16 protein-coding genes are annotated in these 15591 nt (G+C 54.5%); 9 read left to right on the forward strand and 7 right to left on the reverse strand.

All coding sequences use genetic code 11. The annotated features are described in order from the left end of the window. The first annotated feature begins 1 nt into the window (after position 1). The 7 genes from AC0YNV_RS20900 to AC0YNV_RS20930 all read left to right on the forward strand — a co-directional run bounded on the left by AC0YNV_RS20900 (position 2) and on the right by AC0YNV_RS20930 (position 6390). Positions 2–1204 carry a WD40 repeat domain-containing protein gene (locus tag AC0YNV_RS20900; protein ID WP_475769740.1) on the forward strand — a complete coding sequence of 401 codons (1203 nt, stop codon included), beginning with the start codon at positions 2–4 and terminating at the stop codon, positions 1202–1204. Between the two features lie 311 nt (positions 1205–1515). Continuing rightward, positions 1516–2934 carry an ABC transporter substrate-binding protein gene (locus tag AC0YNV_RS20905; protein WP_475769741.1) on the forward strand — a complete coding sequence of 473 codons (1419 nt, stop codon included), beginning with the start codon at positions 1516–1518 and terminating at the stop codon, positions 2932–2934. A gap of 149 nt (positions 2935–3083) precedes the next feature. Continuing rightward, positions 3084–3290 carry a hypothetical protein gene (locus AC0YNV_RS20910; protein WP_210043126.1) on the forward strand — a complete coding sequence of 69 codons (207 nt, stop codon included), beginning with the start codon at positions 3084–3086 and terminating at the stop codon, positions 3288–3290. Continuing rightward, positions 3280–4542, forward strand: coding sequence for a DNA polymerase IV (locus AC0YNV_RS20915; protein ID WP_475769742.1), 1263 nt, complete (start codon positions 3280–3282; stop codon positions 4540–4542). The genes AC0YNV_RS20910 and AC0YNV_RS20915 overlap by 11 nt, the downstream gene beginning before the upstream one ends. 16 nt (positions 4543–4558) lie before the next feature. After that, a complete protein-coding gene (locus AC0YNV_RS20920; RefSeq protein WP_475769743.1) occupies positions 4559–4921 on the forward strand; it encodes a YolD-like family protein in 363 nt (120 codons plus the stop codon). A gap of 200 nt (positions 4922–5121) precedes the next feature. Continuing rightward, on the forward strand, positions 5122–5493 hold the full coding sequence (locus AC0YNV_RS20925; RefSeq protein WP_475769744.1) for a hypothetical protein: 372 nt from the start codon (positions 5122–5124) through the stop codon (positions 5491–5493). Positions 5494–5652: 159 nt separating this feature from the next. Then, positions 5653–6390, forward strand: coding sequence for a hypothetical protein (locus AC0YNV_RS20930; protein WP_475769745.1), 738 nt, complete (start codon positions 5653–5655; stop codon positions 6388–6390). A gap of 142 nt (positions 6391–6532) precedes the next feature. Here AC0YNV_RS20930 and AC0YNV_RS20935 read toward each other — a convergent pair whose 3' ends face one another. Next, the gene (locus tag AC0YNV_RS20935; RefSeq protein ID WP_475770039.1) at positions 6533–7192 is read right to left on the reverse strand and encodes an NUDIX hydrolase; all 660 of its coding nucleotides are present in this window, start codon (positions 7190–7192) and stop codon (positions 6533–6535) included. A gap of 1 nt (position 7193) precedes the next feature. After that, a complete protein-coding gene (gene mscL / locus AC0YNV_RS20940) occupies positions 7194–7688 on the reverse strand; it encodes a large conductance mechanosensitive channel protein MscL (RefSeq protein WP_475769746.1) in 495 nt (164 codons plus the stop codon). Between the two features lie 187 nt (positions 7689–7875). On the opposite strand from mscL, the gene AC0YNV_RS20945 reads away from it, so the two are divergent. Together AC0YNV_RS20945 and AC0YNV_RS20950 are read left to right on the forward strand one after the other, a co-directional pair. Continuing rightward, a complete protein-coding gene (locus AC0YNV_RS20945; protein WP_475769747.1) occupies positions 7876–9678 on the forward strand; it encodes an ATP-binding protein in 1803 nt (600 codons plus the stop codon). Between the two features lie 269 nt (positions 9679–9947). Then, positions 9948–10991 (forward strand): FUSC family protein, encoded by a 1044-nt coding sequence (locus AC0YNV_RS20950; RefSeq protein ID WP_210043096.1) that lies wholly within the window; start codon positions 9948–9950, stop codon positions 10989–10991. A gap of 147 nt (positions 10992–11138) precedes the next feature. Here the strand turns inward: AC0YNV_RS20950 and AC0YNV_RS20955 are convergent, their stop codons facing one another. From AC0YNV_RS20955 to ilvA, 5 genes are all read right to left on the reverse strand, one after another. Further along, positions 11139–11426, reverse strand: a complete 288-nt coding sequence (locus tag AC0YNV_RS20955; protein WP_475769748.1) for a transposase — start codon at positions 11424–11426, stop codon at positions 11139–11141. A gap of 274 nt (positions 11427–11700) precedes the next feature. Next, positions 11701–12039 (reverse strand): hypothetical protein, encoded by a 339-nt coding sequence (locus tag AC0YNV_RS20960; protein ID WP_475769749.1) that lies wholly within the window; start codon positions 12037–12039, stop codon positions 11701–11703. A 46-nt stretch (positions 12040–12085) separates the two neighbouring features. Then, entirely contained in the window at positions 12086–12691 is a 606-nt protein-coding gene (locus AC0YNV_RS20965) for a TVP38/TMEM64 family protein (RefSeq protein WP_210043074.1), read from the reverse strand. 17 nt (positions 12692–12708) lie between these two features. After that, a complete protein-coding gene (locus tag AC0YNV_RS20970; protein WP_475769750.1) occupies positions 12709–13899 on the reverse strand; it encodes an MFS transporter in 1191 nt (396 codons plus the stop codon). Positions 13900–14172: 273 nt separating this feature from the next. Continuing rightward, positions 14173–15447 carry a threonine ammonia-lyase IlvA gene (gene ilvA, locus AC0YNV_RS20975; RefSeq protein WP_475769751.1) on the reverse strand — a complete coding sequence of 425 codons (1275 nt, stop codon included), beginning with the start codon at positions 15445–15447 and terminating at the stop codon, positions 14173–14175. Between the last annotated feature and the right edge of the window lie 144 nt (positions 15448–15591).

The following is a 15591-nucleotide window of genomic DNA, read 5'->3' on the forward strand; positions in this document are numbered from 1 at the left end:
TATGAGCAGACGGATTGCGTTCTTGTGCGCAGCTCTTGTGCTTCTGGGCGTCCTGATGTCCGGATGCATGAGGCAGCTGCGATCCGAGACGATCATCATACCCGATACGGAAGAAGACAGCGCAGTTGACCAGGCCAGCGGGCCGTTCAAGGTCAAGACCTATTACCGGCTGCCCGCTCAGACTGGGGAGAACCAGTACAAAATCAGCTGGCTCGGCCGGGATACCGTTATCGGCGTGTTCGGGGAAGCAAGGCAGGGGCTGAGCATTGATCGTCTTGTCTCCCCTTATGGGACACCGGAGAAGCTGCGCGATGTGGGCGGGGATACCTTATTTGCCGGACTGTCGCCGGATGGCCGGTATGTATGCACGATTGCGCTTGCCGACCGCGTCTATACGATTACGCTGATATCGACGTCCGACCAGCAGGCGAAGGCTGCTGTTACGCTTACTTCCAAGCAGCTGCTGATATCGAAAAACCTGACATGGTCGGATAACGGCCGATACGTCTCGTATTTGCTTTCCGAAAATGGTCAGGGCAGCATTGGCGTAATCGATACAGACACCGGAACCGCGAAGTATTATTCACTGCCGGAGTGGAATAGAGCAGATGTCATTTACTCCATCAAGCTTTCGGATGACGGACAGCGCGTATTGATCGTCAAAGGCGAGGGCAGCCGACTCAGTTTCAGCGTCGGCGTCTGGAGCGGCAGCGGATTTGTGAGTCAATACGAGCATGAACTTGGCGGTGACAGATCGACGGTCTGGATGGGCGGCAGCAGCCAGGCCGACTGGGTCAATAAGGATCAGATCGCTTATATAGGGCCTGATGGATCTCTGTATACGTACGATCTGCGCAATGCGGCGGTAACCGTCCTGCTGGGGCGGGTAGGAAGCTTTCAGCTGTCTCCGGACCGGAAATATATCGCGTACTGGAAGGGCAAGGGTTCGACAATCAAGGATATGAGAATTTATGCGGGCAAGCTGCAGGGAAACAACATCTTGAACGAAACAGCGGTTTATCAGGGAGTCGTTCCCTTCCAGATGGCATGGAATCCGGACAACAGCGGACTTCTGATTGAAGGACAGAAAGTGTATGCGCGAGAGGCGGGCCCTGCGCAGCCTACCCAATCTGCGCCTAGTACTGTGCCCTCTGACCTGGTCCCGCTGCCCGATAATCAATCCTTTATTATCGAATTTGAATGAACCGCCCGCCAAGCGGTGGCAGCTGCAGTACCCGATGCATCTTGTTGGAGAGCCAGGAACACTTTTGGTGTTCCTGTCGGCTGTTCATCAGGATGTTTTTTTCTTAAAATCATTCAGAAAGTATACAATATGGCCTCTACTTTTCTGATATTTTTGGGGAAGAAACTAACTTTGCCGCTGAAGGACGGCGAAGCCGGTTCTTCTTATTGGAGACAAATTGTTTACAAGTCAGTGAAGTTATGTTGACATCTTCGCCTTAGACTGAAGGGGCCCGGATACGCCAAGTTCTCCGGCAGGAAAGGTGATCAACAATGAAAAAAATGATGATTATGTTGTTGGGGTTTGTCCTTCTGGTTAGTTTGGCTGCCTGCCGCAGCGGCGGCTCCGGCAGCGGGGGAACGGCTCCGGGGCAGGGATCGGCGGTAAGCGACACCGGAACAGCCGCCATCGATACCGGAACAACTGCCCCCGGGCAGGGGAAGGACGGCGATGCGCCCGGGAAAGATTCTCCCCCTGCCAAGGGAGGGAAGACGACAATCACGTTCTCGACGTTCTGGCCGGATGCCCGCTTCCAGGAAGCGAAGAAAAAGTATGAGGCGCTGCATCCGGATGTCGAGATCAAGCTTACGGATATGCCGACCGACAATGCGAATGTGGATGCGGATCTGGAGAAATACCAAACGACTATGAACACAGCCATGCTGGCAGGCAAAGGGCCGGATATGCTGGAAATGAAAGAGCTGCCTGTCGCCAGTTACGTGCAGCAGCAGCTGCTTGTCAATTTGGACACGATGATGGATCAGGATCCGTCGTTCAAGAAAGAGGATTATTTCAGCAACATTCTGGATAACGCCAAAATCGGCGGAGGGCTCTACGGTCTGCCCCTCTCCTTCTTCCTCTACGGCTTCGCCGGCGATATGGATGCCATCGCGCAGGCAGGCGTGCAGATCGACGACAAATCCTGGACCTGGAGCGATTTTGCCGCGGCTACGGAGAAGCTGGCGGAGGACGGTCCCTACAAGAACGTGCTTAACAGCACCCCGGAATATTTGCTGGCGCAGATGGTATCCGACAACTATTCCCAATTCGTCGACGCCGCCAGCCGCAAGGCGAATTTCGATTCGGCAGCTTTTATCGGACTGATGCAGCAGGTGAAGGAGATGGGCGATGACGGCATCATCGGCGAGGGGCGTCCTTATTTCTTTCCCCTCCAAATCAATTCTCCCGGGGATTATCTTACATCGCTCAGAGGATATCTCGCCAAGAATATGAAGCTGCTCATTATGCCGCATCCGCAGGATACGGCTGCCGGAGGCTATTTCATGAATTACCTTACCATCGGCATTAACGCGAAATCGCAGGTGAAGGAGCAGGCCTGGGATTTCCTGAAATTCATGATGTCGGATCAGATCACAACGCCTCCCAATACCGCGGGGTTCCCCCTCAACAAGAAGGCGTTTGCTGCAGAACTGCAGCAGTTGAAGGATGATGGGACGGCGCCAACGAACAAGGAGGGGCCGCTGGAGGGTGTGCCGGTCAAAGTCGACGATGCGCAGCTTGACCAGCTGCAGGGCTTCCTGGAAGGGGCGATTCATTCCGCATTATTCAGATCCGACCAGGTCGCGCAGTTCGTCACCGACGAGTCCAAGGCTTTCTTCAGCGGCCAGAAATCGGCGGAGGACGTCGCCAAGCTGATTCAGAATAAGGTGACGACCTATCTCAATGAATAAGACGAGGCTCCTCTCCACATCAAGATCCTTGTGTCCGCGGCTGGTTAGCGGATGCAGGGATTTTTTTATGGACCCCACATATTTCCTGTGTTGCGAACAAGCGTTCTTGTATATAATAAGAATATACGTTCGCAGATGGAGGGGTTGCAATGGACTTCAAGAAATATGTCGGGCAGCATGCGGAAATCATTTATCAGGATGCCAAAAATAACATAACGCAGCGGCGGGTGTTTGTGTATTCACAGAATGATAGCTATGTGCGCGTATTCTGCTTGAGGGCCAAAGCCTACCGCACCTTGAAAAGCGATCAGGTATTGGCCATTGTCCCGGCTCCGGCGAGACGCCATGCCATCTAAAGAGAGAACCATCTTCCTCGCGGACTGCCGGAGCTTCTATGCCAGTGTGGAGAAGGCGGACAATCCGGAGCTTATCGATAAGCCGGTAGCGGTCGCAGGCGATCCTGCGCGGCGCTCGGGAATTATTCTGGCAGCCTGTCCGCTGGCCAAAGCTAGGGGTGTTACGACAGCCGAAAGGCTTGGCGATGCGCTTGGCAAATGCCGCGATCTGGTTGTCGTCAGGCCGCGGATGCAGCACTACATCGATGTCTCTCTTCAAATCACGCAGATTTATGAAACCTACACGAGCCTCGTTGAACCCTATTCGATCGATGAGCAGTTCATCGATGTGACCGACTCCCTTCACCTGTATGGCGATGCGCAAACCACCGCCCATCTGATGCAGCAGGAAGTATTGGCCTTAACCGGCATATATACGCGTTTTGGAATCAGCCATAACAAAATTCTCGCCAAGCAGGCCTGTGACAATTACGCCAAGAAAAATGACTCGGGCTTGTATGTTTTGCGCCGCGGGGAACTGGCCGATTCCCTGTGGCAGCTGCCGATCAACAAAATGTTTATGGTCGGCAGCAGGATGACGAACCATTTTGTCCGCATGGGCATTCATACGATCGGAGATCTCGCCCGGATGCCGCTTCCTGAATTGAAGCGCAGGCTGCGCAGCAAGTTCGGCAAGAACAGCGATATTCAGGCGGAGGTGTGCTGGCGAATCGCCAATGGAATTGACGATTCGCCGGTTCTGCCGGGCACACATGCCGGGGAGAAATCCGTCGGCCACATGATGACGCTGCCGCGCGATTATGCGGCACGCGATGAGATCAAGGTGATCATCCTGGAGCTGTGCGAGTTGGTGGGCCGGCGCTGCCGATCGATCGGCAAGATGGGCCGGACCTTGTCGGTGAACTGCCGGGGAGCTGATTTTGACAGGCCGACCGGCTTCAGCAGACAGATGACGATGCCCTATCCCTCCCATGTGACCAATGACCTTTACTATCATGCTCTTGAGCTGTTCGACCGTCACTGGGACGGCCTGCCCGTCCGCAGGGTAGGGGTGTCGGTAACCGGCTTCCAGAGCGACGAGCAGTACCAGCTTGTCATGGACGATACGAGGGAGCGCATGGGTGCTCTGGAGGCAGTGACAGATCGGCTTAAGGACAAATACGGCGATGATGTCATTATCCGCGCCGTCTCGGGAACACCGGCCGGGCAGGCGGCGGACCGGGCCAGCAAGATAGGCGGCCACTACAAATAGGAGGGCGGGGCAAGCGATGGGCAAAACAAAGAAGCTGACACCAGGCGGCAACTGGATGTGGGAGGACAGCCGGATGATGCTGCCCGAGCACAAGCTGGAGCATAACCGGCATCAGCAGAATCTGAAGCGTCGGGAGCAGAAGGTATTGGACGAAGCGCGGTGGAGCGAGATTGCCATGCTTTTCAGCGAGTCGCTGCACCGGCACAAGGAGATTCGCGTCAAGCTGTTCGATGCGTTCGAGGAGCTGTCCGTAATCGGGATTGTGGAGCGGATTGACCAGCGGGGCGGCCAGTTTATGGTCAACGGGGACTGGTTCAGGCTCTCCGATGTCGAGGGTGCCGAGCTGGAGTCAGAAGATCATGATTTTTTCGATTCATGAAGATCCGCTGAGCAGCCCCTATTGAAGGAGAGCTCCTTAGTGTAAAAGATTACCCTGGAGGTATATTTGTCTTCGGCTACTGACGCCTATGCGGGAACGGCTGATTGAAGAATATGCGGTTTACGGGGCATTCTTGTCCATGCTTTTTACATGTCCTCCTCATAAATTGGATTATGTACATCCGAGAGGAGGGAAAACAGATGTCAGCCAAAATGAAGTTTGCCAATATTAAAGTTGCGAAGAAAACCCGCAGCCGTGCGCGGATTTCTTCCAACAGCTGCTGCAAAAAAACAGACAGTGCCGTCGAAGGCATCCAAGAAGCCGGTCAGGATCTGTGCAAGCTGTTCTGCCAGCTGAAGGATGCCGATAACGCAGCCGCACTTGTCCGCGCCATTCGCTGTAAAAACCGTAAAGTGGTAGACAACATTATCGGGGATAACTGCAGCGTGGTCTGCTTCTTCAATCAAGGCAGAAGCTCTTGCGTACGGATCAGCTGTGTTTTTGGAGAATGCTGCGACGTCCGTATTACCTTCGATATTTGCGTATCGAATGGCCAATGCAATATCCTGTAAGACCGTAGCTCCCTTCACCTACCCGGCTTCAGGCCGCAAAGAACCGTCTTGCGTCTTTATGCGTGGACGGTTTTTTTGCTGCAAGCGGCAGGGAAAAGAACCAATAGCAGTTAACCGCATAAAATAGCATAAACGGATGTACGGCAGGAGGGAACAGTAATGCCCATTATTCCTAATTTTCCGGCGGCGCTCCTGGAGGAGCACCGTCTTTGGCATCATACGAACCATCACAGCAATCCGGCAAACTTGCCGCCTGGCTATGGGGAGAAATTTCTGCAGTTCCACCGGCAATATATCGCCAAGGCACTTCAGTGGTATGAGCGGCAGGGGTATGATATGCCCCTTGTTGCGCCTTGGCAGGAAGTGCCGGAGGAGATTCGCAGCGCCCCGTGCTACGATCAGAATGCCGAGATGCGGATCCGCAATAATCCGGAATCGTTTGCGACTGCGGATGAGCTCGGCTTGTTTCTGGAAGCGTCCAATTTGCACGGCTGTATCCACGAGACAGCGGCCAAGCTTTATAGGCAGCCTGATTTGAACGATTTTGACCTTGCTCCGGCGAATACGATATTTTATAACATACACAGCATGATCGATCAGTGGTACCAGAATTGGGAGCGCGCGAAGGGCATGCGCTTGAAATACGCGGCCAGGAACGGCGGAGCCAGTGTGCGGGCGGCTGGAAAAGCGGGCAGACCAGGCAGTCTGCGCGCAGCATCGGGCGGCAGGAGCAAGTCCGTGCGGCGTTCCGCCGGGGGCAAGCTTCCCCGCAAAGCGGGAGGCAAGCTGGTGCAGTCGTCCAGCCGCCTGCAGTCTACGCCCTGGCATCGGCCGGCCAGGAGCGGAGCAAGCCCATGGCGTCTGCAAGGCGGCATGACCCCGCAAGAGAAAGGCTAGAGGAACCTCTTCCCGAGCCGGCATATGATAAGAACCCGGGAGCGGGACCGTAAGGGAATGTTCCGCGAAGGGGATGCGCCGGAGGCGGTATATCACAATTTTCGCTTAGGGATCCGAGAAGGATGGCTGCACCCCTCTCTTCTTAGATATGGGAGAGCAGGGCGCGAAACACATCCGTATAATAAGGCGCCGGCCGCGGTACAAAATGCCCGGCCTCCACAATCAGGGAAACGTGCTGAAGCTGGCCGCCGCTCAGGGCTGCGACGCCTTCGGCGTTCAGGCTCTTGCAGCGTCCTTCGAACAGATCGATCATTCGGGCAAGCTCCGCCTCGTAAACCCCGGCTACCTCCTCGGGCTGCAGACGCAGCGAATCCAGGGGGGCATGGTACACCAGCCCGAAGACGTCGCTTATTTCCCGGTCGATGAAGGGGATGCCCTGCGCCGTGCCTTCCGCCTCCTTGCGGGCGGTGCCGAGCGGAATAAGCTCGGAGAACGGCGCGCGGACGCCGAGCTCCTCTTCAAGCTCCCGGGCAGCCTCCGCCATCGTCTCGCCGGCAGCCAAATGGCCGGCAGCCGTAATATCCAGGAAGCCGGGGAAGGTATCCTTGCCGGACTGCCGCTGCTGGAAGAGCACAAGGCGCCGGCTGCCTTCCCGGCGGACCAGCCAGCAGTGGAACGAGCGGTGCCAATGACCGGCGGCGTGAACCTCGCTGCGGCTGGCTGTGCCGATCGGCGCGCCTGAGCTGTCATAAATATCGAAGAATTCCTCGGCGGCGGGTCGCTTGTCGTCATGGGCCGCCATGCTAGGACAGGCCCTCCTGCACGCCCTCAAGCTCTTCATCTTTCAAATGGGAGGTACAGTGGCCGCAGCGGGTTGCTTTTATCGGAATTTTGGACAGGCAGTACGGACATACCTTCTCCGTAGGCTCCGTGACCGATTCCGGTTCCCTGGCGTTCAGCCGGCGCAGGGCGTTCGCGCCCTTCACGATCAGAAAAACGCAAAATGCGACAATGGCGAAGTCGAGGATGACATTAATAAAATTGCCGTAAGCGATCACCGGTGCGGAATGGGCTTGAGCTTCGGCCAAAGTATCGTAATGTTCGTCCAGAGATAAATTAATGAACATATCCTTGAAATTCACTCCGCCGAGTATTCCGCCGATTGGCGGCATGATGATATCATTGACCATCGAAGTGACAATTTTGCCGAATGCGCCTCCTATAATGACACCGACTGCGAGATCGAGCACGTTGCCGCGAACCGCAAATTCCCTGAATTCTTTTAATACCTTCATCATGGGTAAATCCTCTCCTTGAGCTGCTGATCTCTCGATTGAATTCTATTATAACGTAAAGCCGCACCGCAAAAAAAGCGTCGTCCCATGCTTTAATCCCACATTTCATGTCACAGAAAAAAGGATTATTTGGAAAAATGTCGAATTGTCACATGAATATAACAGAATTTCTAGGTAATCGAGGATAGGTATGAGCGAATTGATCGTTTCGGACAAATGGATGTACCTGCTTTTGGCATTAGCTATCAATCTATTTGCCTCTTTTACAATGTACAATATGATCGGTCATTTCAAGCTAGTCAGAAAGCTCCGGCATTATTGGCTGCTGAGCGGGGCTGCCGTATATGCGCTGGGGCTGTGGGTTTGCCACTTTATTGTTCTGATTGCCACGGATAATATGATTGTGATTGATTGGACATCCGTCATCAACCTGTTTGGCATCATGTGCTGCGCTTATTTCTCCTTATGGCTGCTTGGCTCGGCCCGGATCTTCGTCATCAAACTGCTGCTGAGCAGCCTGATTATGGCGGCCGGGACCGTATTCTTGAATTATGCCAGTCTTCTAAGCGACCAGGTCCAGGATTACAGCGTCCACACCGGGCTGGTTTGCTTCGCCTTTGTCTTGAGCTTTCTGGGAACGGCCTACTCCTTCCATCTGTTCGAGCAAAAGAACGGCACCTACCTGATGCTGCCGGGCCTGATGCTCGGCTTGTCAGGGTTTGCTACGCACTTGATCGGCCTGCTTGCGATAACCATCCTCTATTCCATTGTGCTGACAACGGACCGGCTGAACGAATACATGCGGCTGCTTGCTGTCATTCTCGGAATTACCACCTTGGTCATCTTTGCCTTCAGCCTGCTGGCGAGCTTCGTTGAGCGTCGCTACAATGCCATGAATGAACGCTATAAGCTGCTGGTGGAGAATTCCATGGATATGATCGCGATTATCCGCGATGAATATTGGGAATATATCAATGACTCGGGCATGCAGATGTTCGAAACGGATAATGAGTCGGATTTGCTGGGAAAGTCGATTTATATGCATCTGCAGCCTAAATGCCATTCGGACATGAAACGGATGCTGCAGGTAACCGCGCAGGGTCTGGGACAAGGACCGACGGAGCTGGTATGGAACACGGTCAAAGGCAAGCCGCTGTTCACGGAGGTGGTCCAGACCAGCACGAGAATGTCGGGCAAGCCCGTCTTTCAAGTCATTGTCAGAGATATCTCGGAGCGCAAGAAGAATGAGGAATTGCTCATTAACTCGGAAAAGCTGTACGTCGCGGGGCAGCTGGCGGCAGGCATCGCGCACGAGATCCGCAATCCGCTGACCTCCCTGAAGGGGTTCCTGCAGCTGCTCGCCTCCGGCAGGCATAACAATAAAAACTATTTTGATATTATGAAATCGGAACTGAACCGCATCGAATCGATCGTCAGCGAACTGCTTATGCTGTCGAAGCCGCAAATTTATGAGCTGTCCCACAAGGATATCCGCCAGATTATGAATGATACCATAACCCTGCTGGAAGCCCAGGCGATTCTGCACAACATCGAGATGGAATGGAGCCCCGGCCAAGAGCCGCTGTGGGTGCTCGGCGTTGAGAATCAGCTGAAGCAGGTATTCATTAACGTCATTAAGAATGCCATTGAAGCGATGCTCGATGGGGGCAGGATTCTGATCCGCTGCATCCGGGAAGACGACCAGATCATGGTACGGATTGAGGACTACGGACCGGGCATTCCGGAGGAGCAGATGGCCAAGATCGGTCAGCCCTTTTACACTACCAAGGAAAAAGGCACGGGGCTTGGCCTCATGGTCAGCTACAAGATCGTCGACAATCATCAAGGCAGCATTCAAGTCACCAGCAGGCTGGGAAAAGGGACGACCTTTGAGATCGTGCTGCCTTATTTCGAACCTGCGGCAGAAGCGGAGGTCGGCCCCGGCAAGGTGACGCGGATTCGCCGGAGCCGGACGGATGAGGGGAAACTCTAGCAGGAACTGTGCTTCAACCAAGCAGAGGGAAAACGCGCCTCTGCTTTTTTGAACTATAATAAAGGATAAAATTCCATCGACCTTTGCTTATATTTCCAAAGGAAGAAAATGGGTCTAGCCATGATAGGACGGGGTAGTCGTTTCTTCTTGGTGAATTCGGCTATAATAGCGTGAGGAGGCGGTAATAAAGAAATGGCACAACCTTTGAGAAAAATGTTTGACCTGCTTGTGGAAGAAGAGCTGCGGCCGCCTGCGGAAGGAGGCGGAGCATGACAATCGGCGCACGCGTGATGAAGACAGGCCTTGCGGTTGCACTGGCCGTTTATATAAGCGGCATGATTGGTTTCTCATCCCCGATCCTTGCGGCGGTTTCATCCATTTTCACGATTCAGCCTTCAATTTCACGTTCATGGAAGCAGATCCTTGATCAGCTTCAGACCAATGTGCTGGGCGCAGCTATCGCGCTTGCAGCCGTTCGTTTATTCGGCAATACGCCGATTTCGCTGGGACTGGTATGCATTATCGTTATTTTATGCTGTATCCGGCTGCGGATGGAAGCGACGATCGGACTTACGCTTGTCACTGTAGTAGCAGTCATGGAAGCGGATGGAGGGAGCTGGCTGTATGCGCTGGAACGTTTCTCCATGGTGCTTACCGGGATGGGGGCGGCTTTCCTGGTGAATGTGCTCGTCTTTCCTCCCAGGCCGCGCAAGCAGTTTGTCAGGCAGGTCCATGACGCCTTCGGCCAGCTGTCGCTGCTGCTGCGGATGGCGATATCCAATGAGATGAAAGAGGATATCCACCGGCAGGAGAAGGAGAAGCTGCATGGCACGCTGCGCAAACTGGAGGAGCGTTATACGCTGTTTGAAGAAGAACGGTCGCTGCTCCCCGGGCGCAAGCAGGCGCGTATCCGGCAGCTGCTGCTGTCCAAGCAGATGATAAGAGCGCTGCAGCAGGGAGCGGATCTGCTTGAGGTTGTGGAAGAGCATTATTTTGCCGCGCCGGGATCAAGAGAGTGGGCGCAGCGGTTTGATCAGCAGATCGAGGAGCTGACGAAGTACCATGAGCAAATTCTGCTGAAGCTGGAAGGAAAGATGAAAGCCGGTGCCGATATCGAGCCTGAAGAGGAGCGGGAGGCGCGCCTGGTGAAGCAGCTGACGGATTACTTCAGCGATGATCTGAATGAGCATAAACGGCTGGTATTTGTCGCTTCTTCCATGTTTGAATATGCCTATCATCTGCGGCGGCTGGACAGGCTGGCGGAGCAGGTTATTGAGCGGGAAGAGCAGGAGACGCCGGTACTGGGGCATTAGTGAAAAAAGCGAAACGCCCATGTCCGGCAGATGAGAGATCTGCGCGGCATGGGCGTTTTCAATTCGTTGAACGGCTGGTACAATTGTCAGCCTTTGCTGCGGGCATGCGGAAGCGGCTGTGCTGCCGCCAAAGAATCCGCCTCGTTCCTAGTCCTCTTCTTTTTTGTCCGGATGGCGGCGCGGATGCTGCAGATGCGCCTCCTTCTGGGTGATTTCCTTCTTGGGCACCAGCCTCTTGTCGGTACGTCCTTCATGGTGGTTGTCAAAATCAAGCTCGACAAGCTCCCATTCCGATGTGCCAAGCTGCGGATCGGCGGGAAACAGGTCGCCGCGTTCAAGCTTTTCCTCGCGCCCCCATTGGTTGCGGTAGACGCCTTCGGTTTCTACGCGTTCACCGGACATCGGGTCCATCTCATTATGACGCTCATCGCTCATTGCTGTTTTCCTCCTGCAGAGTCATTATAGATCGGTCTTTCCTCATAATTTCAGTATGAGATAGCGCAGCTAACTCCGAATTCTTCTTTAGCATGCCGCGGGTACAGGCAAACTATGTATAAGGAGGCAAGTATTGCTCGGGATATCAATGAAAAGAGCCCCGGATGATCTGAAGGATCATTCGGGGCTCTGTCCGGTTTTATAGCGTTCATAAGCATCATGGAGACGCGTCGAGGTGATTGCAATCAAGACTGCCGCAAGGAAGGACACGGCCCTAGAGCAGCCGCAGGCCGCAAGCGGGACAATCCCGATGCTCATGGGTGACTGGCTCGCCGCAGGCGGGACAGAGCTCGCTGAAGGGCTTCAGCGGGCTGGCCAACGTGCTCGTCTCATCCTCTTCGGCAGCGGGCTCGTCCCCTCCGCTGCGCAGATGAGCCGGTGTGCCGAAAATGGTCTCCATATATTCCTTCATTTGTTTGTACTTGTCCGAATCGTCGCTCATAAGCCGGATAAGGAAGAGCATTCCCCCTACCAGCGCTGCTGTAAACAGCAGCACGACCGCCGTAGCTAGCCCGCCCATGATGCTTACAAGCGGGAACATCCCCTTTTTCAAAGCCCACTCCCCCGCCTTCCTGGGACATTTCCGATATGCGTTTGCATTATTTCAGGTGATAACGGGCTTCGACTCTTTTGCCGCCAAGCCACATGCCCAGAATAAGAGCGACTGTAAGAATAGGACGCCAAGGCTCCTGCGCGATGCTGCTGATGTCGAAGCTCAGGAGCGAGACGCTGAGAATCATAACCGCCTTGCCCAGCATAATCGCCAGCATGAATGAGCGGAAGGAGACGTTGCTGAGTCCGGAAACAATATTAATAAGTGCGGAAGGCGAGAACGGGAAACAGGCGAGAAAGAAAATAGGGGTGAAGCCTTTCTGCTCGATCCAGTCAAAGAAACGGACGCTTTTGGGAAAGCGTCTCCGGATCCAGCTGCCAAAACGTTTCCCCAGCTTGCGGGCAATCCAGAAGAGCAGCATCGATCCGCTGCACACGCCAATCCATGAATAGAGTGAACCCAGCCAGAATCCGTAAATATTGGCGTTAGCCGCCACGAAGACCAGCAGCGGCAGAACGGGAATAAACGATTCCAGCAGCGGCAGAAAAATTCCCGGAAGCGGCCCATATGCAGAATAGCTCCGCAGTGTGCGCTGAAGATGCTCCAGATCGATCTGCTTCATCTGCTGAATCCATTCTTGTATTTGACTCATTGATTCCAATCCTCCTGCTATTCCACACGGGCGCCATTATCCGCGAACGCACGGAACGGGAACCATATATAGAAGAATCCAATAATCAGAAACATAACCGCACTGACCCATATGACAAGCGACTCGCCGTGCCAGGAGGCAAGTGTGCCCCCAACGACAGGACCTATCATGCCCCCGATGCCTTCAACGGTCGAGAAGATACCCCAGCCAAGGCCCTGCTGCCTGGGCGGGACATAGTTGGCGAGCAGCGCATTCCATGCCGGCAGCAGCGTTGCATAGGAAAGCCCCAGCACGCTGGCCAGCAGGATACTCTCCCATAAGGGCGGAGCAAGCCCGATCAAATACAGACCAAGTCCGATGCCGCCGAAGCCAAGCACAAGAAACCATTTCTTCCCGCCGAGCTTGTCCGACAAACGGCCAAGCGGAATGAGGCTGATCACGGTAAATGCGCCTCCGGCGAGCAGCAGAAACGAATACTGCGTGCCGCTCATCCCCAGATGGTCCTCGGCGAAGCTGGGCAGAATCGGCACGAGCATGCCGGCTCCCATCGTCTGCAGCACCATGCCCGGCAGCAGGAGGCGCATGTGGCGCAGACGGTCTCTCAGGATGGCGAATTGCTCACGCAGGGGCAGGGAAGTCACTGTGCTGTTCTGACGGTTGCTGATGAACATAGCCAGAATCCAGGCGGCAAATGAAAGTCCCAGCAGCAGGTAGTAGGGTATTTTCGTACTGTAATCAAGCAGGATATTGCACACGATGGGGCCGGAGCCGAGACCGATAAACCAGATGGTGTACAGAAAGCCCATTTGGGTAGCGCGCTGATCGTCGGAGACCTTGGTCAGGCAGACGATCCATATCGGGGAGATGCCTACTCCATAGACGGCTGCGGCCACAATGAAAATCCAGGGCTGGTAAGCGAATTGAAAGAGCAGCACGCCGACCAGCGAGAACAAGAGACCGATATGGACAACAAAACGGATGGAGAAGCGGTCCAGCAGATACCCGATCGCCATTTTCAGCAGAGTATCAATGAGGTAGTGGGCTGTGATCGCGACGCCTATAATATCAAGCGTGAGGCCGAGCTGCTTCTCTCCGAAAATCGGCAGGAAGCTGATCAACATGGCCCCTCGCATAAATTCCACCAGAAACAGAATCGCCGAAAACAGGATGATCTCCGGTCCAAACCATGTTTTGCGAATCGTACTCACTCCTATAAGGATCGAATGTGCTCCTCCCATTATATGCAAGTTGGGGCAAAAGTCCAAGAAGAGGGCATCCGTCAGGCAGGGAGCCGATTACTTATTAAACGAGCGTCAGCGGACAAAAGATGCAATTTCTTCAATAATAGCCAATAAGACCGTTCATCCTGCAAGATTATTCTGTCGGAATGTTAAAAAGAGGCCGCCGGGAGCGAAACGTCCTTGACGGTTCGCTCCCGGCGGCCTCTTTATTTGAAGGACGGCCAGCCGCTGCAGCTATTCTCAGATAAGCAGATTATACAGCAGCGGATCCTTGTTCAGCTCCAGGAACTGCAGGTCCTTCCGGCGCATTCTCTCGACCAGCGGTTCATAGTCTTCCCGGTGCTTGAGCTCAATGCCGACCAGGGCGGGACCATTGTCCTTGTTGTGCTTCTTCGTATATTCGAATCTTGTAATATCGTCTTCCGGACCGAGCACTTCATCAAGAAATTCGCGAAGAGCCCCGGCGCGCTGCGGGAAATTAACCATGAAATAGTGCTTTAATCCTTCGAATATAAGAGAGCGCTCCTTGATTTCCTGCATCCGGTCTACGTCGTTGTTGCCGCCGCTGATGATGCACACGACCGTCTTGCCGGCAATCTGATCGCGGTACAGATCCAGCGCGGCGATCGGCAGCGCGCCGGCAGGTTCCGCGACGATGGCATTCTCGTTGTAGAGATCAAGCATCGCCGTACAAGCTTTGCCCTCGGGCACAAGCAGCACATCATCAAGCAGCTCGCGGCACATGCGGAAGGTCAGGTTGCCGACCCGTTTGACAGCCGCCCCGTCTACGAATTTATCGATCGTCTCAAGCGTCTTCACCTCGCCGGCATCCATCGATACCCGCATGGATGGAGCGCCTTCCGGCTCAACGCCGATCAGTCTTGTTCCCGGCGATACCGTCTTGACATAAGCTCCGACGCCTGCGGCAAGACCACCGCCGCCGATCGTAAGGAAGATGAAATCCGGCGCGGCCTCGACTGACTCCATTATTTCTTTGCCGATGGTTCCATTGCCCGCAATGATCTTCGGATCGTCGAAGGGATGGATGAAAGCCAGATCATCCTTGCGGCTGGCTTCAATCGCTTCATTGAAGGCATCGTCGAAGGTATCTCCGGTCAGGATGATCTCTACGTCGGGGCCGCCGAAGAAAGCGACCTGGTTCACCTTCTGCCGCGGCGTTGTGCTGGGCATATATATCTTGCCGGGAATCCCGAGCGCATGGCACGAGTAAGCTACGCCCTGCGCATGATTGCCGGCGCTGGCGCACACAACGCCGCGGGCAAGCCGCTCGGCAGGCAGCGACTTCATCATATGGTACGCGCCGCGCAGCTTGAAGGAGCGCACCACCTGCAGATCCTCGCGTTTGAGCAGTACCGTGCAGCCATAACGGGCGGATAACACGCGGTTGTGCTGGAGGGGGGTTCTTGCTGCAACCTCCTTGACATGCATTTGGGCCTGTGCAATCTCGGTAAGGCCCACGGTATAGCTGTTCGTGTGAAGGGATTCATTTGCCATTGCGCCTCGCCTCGCTTTCTTGTTCCAGCTATGAATATGAAAATACGCCAAATATACAAAAAAACCCCGTCCCTCAAGGGACGAGATGCATCTCGTGTTACCACCCTAGTTCCGTCGTCAGCCCTCATGGAGCTTGCGACCGGC

Source organism: Paenibacillus sp. JT31N11 (assembly GCF_056269285.1).

What these genes read in the sequence shown, in the direction of transcription:
- mscL (WP_475769746.1), bottom strand. Translation starts at nt 7,688, where the DNA reads ATGATGAAGGTATTAAAAGAATTCAGGGAATTTGCGGTTCGCGGCAAC.
- AC0YNV_RS20930 (WP_475769745.1), top strand. Translation starts at nt 5,653, where the DNA reads ATGCCCATTATTCCTAATTTTCCGGCGGCGCTCCTGGAGGAGCACCGT.
- AC0YNV_RS20945 (WP_475769747.1), top strand. Translation starts at nt 7,876, where the DNA reads ATGAGCGAATTGATCGTTTCGGACAAATGGATGTACCTGCTTTTGGCA.
- AC0YNV_RS20955 (WP_475769748.1), bottom strand. Translation starts at nt 11,426, where the DNA reads ATGAGCGATGAGCGTCATAATGAGATGGACCCGATGTCCGGTGAACGC.
- AC0YNV_RS20965 (WP_210043074.1), bottom strand. Translation starts at nt 12,691, where the DNA reads ATGAGTCAAATACAAGAATGGATTCAGCAGATGAAGCAGATCGATCTG.
- AC0YNV_RS20925 (WP_475769744.1), top strand. Translation starts at nt 5,122, where the DNA reads ATGTCAGCCAAAATGAAGTTTGCCAATATTAAAGTTGCGAAGAAAACC.
- ilvA (WP_475769751.1), bottom strand. Translation starts at nt 15,447, where the DNA reads ATGGCAAATGAATCCCTTCACACGAACAGCTATACCGTGGGCCTTACC.
- AC0YNV_RS20920 (WP_475769743.1), top strand. Translation starts at nt 4,559, where the DNA reads ATGGGCAAAACAAAGAAGCTGACACCAGGCGGCAACTGGATGTGGGAG.
- AC0YNV_RS20905 (WP_475769741.1), top strand. Translation starts at nt 1,516, where the DNA reads ATGAAAAAAATGATGATTATGTTGTTGGGGTTTGTCCTTCTGGTTAGT.
- AC0YNV_RS20900 (WP_475769740.1), top strand. Translation starts at nt 2, where the DNA reads ATGAGCAGACGGATTGCGTTCTTGTGCGCAGCTCTTGTGCTTCTGGGC.
- AC0YNV_RS20950 (WP_210043096.1), top strand. Translation starts at nt 9,948, where the DNA reads ATGACAATCGGCGCACGCGTGATGAAGACAGGCCTTGCGGTTGCACTG.
- AC0YNV_RS20910 (WP_210043126.1), top strand. Translation starts at nt 3,084, where the DNA reads ATGGACTTCAAGAAATATGTCGGGCAGCATGCGGAAATCATTTATCAG.
- AC0YNV_RS20935 (WP_475770039.1), bottom strand. Translation starts at nt 7,192, where the DNA reads ATGGCGGCCCATGACGACAAGCGACCCGCCGCCGAGGAATTCTTCGAT.
- AC0YNV_RS20915 (WP_475769742.1), top strand. Translation starts at nt 3,280, where the DNA reads ATGCCATCTAAAGAGAGAACCATCTTCCTCGCGGACTGCCGGAGCTTC.